The organism is Nitrospira sp. BLG_2 (assembly GCF_049222245.1).
Genome location: NZ_JBLYIG010000524.1, coordinates 1 through 2,530, shown reverse-complemented (window position 1 = coordinate 2,530; position 2,530 = coordinate 1). Strand labels below are relative to the sequence as shown.

General features: G+C 57.3%; 1 protein-coding gene. It reads left to right on the top strand.

The window, feature by feature from the left end; translation table 11 throughout:
* Nucleotides 1–2,283, top strand: a 2,283-nt coding sequence (locus ACOSYY_RS14050; RefSeq protein WP_421663145.1) for a PAS domain S-box protein, incomplete at its 5' end; no start/stop codon positions are given.
* Nucleotides 2,284–2,530 lie beyond the last annotated feature (247 nt).

Genomic DNA, 2,530 nt, shown 5'->3' with positions numbered 1-2,530 from the left:
TTTACCGCGGCATGCGAAGGACGCGGCGTCTTCCATACTCACTTTCGCATGAGGCATCAGGACGGATCGCTCCGTTGGTTTACCGGCTGGGGCCATTTGGTCGAAGACAATGAATCCAAGCGCATGGTTGGGCTCGTGCAGGACATCACGGAACCGAAACGCCGCGATGCGCATCAAGCCTTCTTGGCCGAAGTCAGCGAAGATCTCGCTCGGCCGACGAGCGTCGATGAAACAATGGACGCCCTCGGGGCCGAAATCGGCAAGTACTTCAACGCTTCTGTTTGCGCATTCGGCGAAGTGAATGAGGAGCAGCGGCTTATCACCGTCGCCAACGAGTGGAAGCGCGTGAATTCGCCGAGCTGGAAGGGGGCACATCGCATCAGCGACTATTACAGCGAGGATTTTCGGCGGGCATGTCGAACCGGCGTCATCTACGTCGTGCGCGACGCCGCGAACGATGCGCGGACGAATGCCGAGCAAATGGCTGCCCTCTCGATCGGTTCCTTTGTAAGCGTGCCGCTGGTTCGAGAAGGCGAATGGCGGTTCCAGTTTGTAATTGCCGACGCCATCCCACGTGACTGGCGCGACGATGAAATAGAATTGATGCGCGAACTCACCACGCGTATCTGGATACGGTTAGAACGCGCTCACGCGGAAGCGGCGCTACGGGAGAGTGAAACGCGATTCAAAACGCTGGCCGATAGTACGCCTGTCCTTATGTGGATGAATGACCGAGAAGGGGCCCGGTTCGTCAATCGCGCATATCTCGAGTTTCTGGGCATCACTGATCAAGTCGACGCGGCAAAGTACGACTGGGCGGTCTTTGTCCACCCGGAGGACCGTCACCGCTATCTCCAAGCGTATCTCAGTGCCTTTGAGAAGCATGCCTTGTTGGACGAGCAGTTCCGCTTTCGTCGGCATGATGGCCGCTACCGCTGGATGCGGTCTGTCGGTCAGCCCCGACACTCGGCCAGCGGAGAGCTTCTTGGGTACGTTGGCGCCACGTATGACATAACAGAGATTAAGGAAGCTCAAGAACGTCTTGAGCGGTGGAGTATTGAGCTCGAGCGCGCGGTAAACGTGAAAACGGCTGAGTTGCAACAGTCGCAGGACCGTCTGCGCGCGCTGACGAGCGAGTTGAATCTGGCGGAACAGCGCGAACGGAAACGCCTGGCCACCGAACTGCACGACCATCTGCAGCAGATGTTGGTCCTCGGCAAGTTGACGATCGGGCAGGGGCGGCGGGCGGCAAACGGCGTGCCAACCTCTGAAACCATCCTGAAAAAGGTCGATGACATCTTGTCCGATGCGTTGACCTATAGCCGGACATTGGTGGCGGAACTCAGCCCGCCGGTCCTGCGTGATCATGGCCTGGCCGCCAGTCTCAAATGGCTCGCTGAGTACATGAAGAAAAAACATGAGCAAACCGTGACCGTCGTCATGCCCGACGACCAAGGTCCAAACCTGCCGGAAGATCAACGTGTGTTGCTCTTTCAATCGGTTCGGGAGCTTCTGATCAATTCGGCCAAACATGCCGGCACCGGGCAGGCAATTCTCACGATGGAAAAGCGAGTGGACCATCTCTGCATGACCGTGAAAGATGAGGGGGCGGGATTCGACCTTGCCGCCGCAGCGGAGGCGAGAGTGCCTAGTGGCGAGATCTCGTCCAAGTTTGGTCTCTATAGCATCCAGGAGCGGATGCGGGCATTGGGCGGCTCGTTCACCATTCACTCTGCTCCGGGGCAGGGGGCCATCGCGACACTGATCATGCCGCTGGCCAGAAGCGTGGAAGACAACCAGCCGTATCGTCCAGTCACTGAATCCGGAGATGCCTGTGCAACCGTTCGTGCCGACGAGGCCCATAGCCTCACGATGGGACAGATGATGGTACCGGTGTTGCTCGTGGATGACCATGCGATGGTGCGGCAAGGGCTGCGATCGGTGCGGGATACTTATGCGGATATTCAGGTGGTCGGGGAGGCCGGAGATGGAACGGAGGCTGTGAAATCGGTTGAGAAACTCCGCCCGCGAGTGGTGGTGATGGACATCAACATGCCGAAGATGAATGGGATCGAAGCCACGACGCAGATCAAAGCCAAATGGCCGGACACCATCATCATCGGTATTTCCGTGAACATCGGGGATAACAACGGCGACGCGATGCAGCGAGCCGGAGCGGTCACGCTGATCACCAAAGAAGCAGCGGTGGAGCAGCTCCACGATACGATCGTTCACGCCATCGGTTCACAAGACACGCAAGGAGGTCCGGTGATTCAGCGATAGATGGATGATACCGTGCAGTTCCGCTTTGTTCGAGTATCAATTGAACGAACAGAGGTCGCGAGCTCAATCCGATTGTCCGTTGCCTCCTTGACTCCTGAAAAAATGACTTGTTAAAGTCGGGCATGCGGTGTTTCGAATTTCCGGTATGTCTTCATCCTCCCGATAGGTTGTCCATGAAACACATCTCTATCTTGACCGCATTCTTGACCACATTCCTCCTTTGGCTGGCGTGTCTTGGTGATGGGGC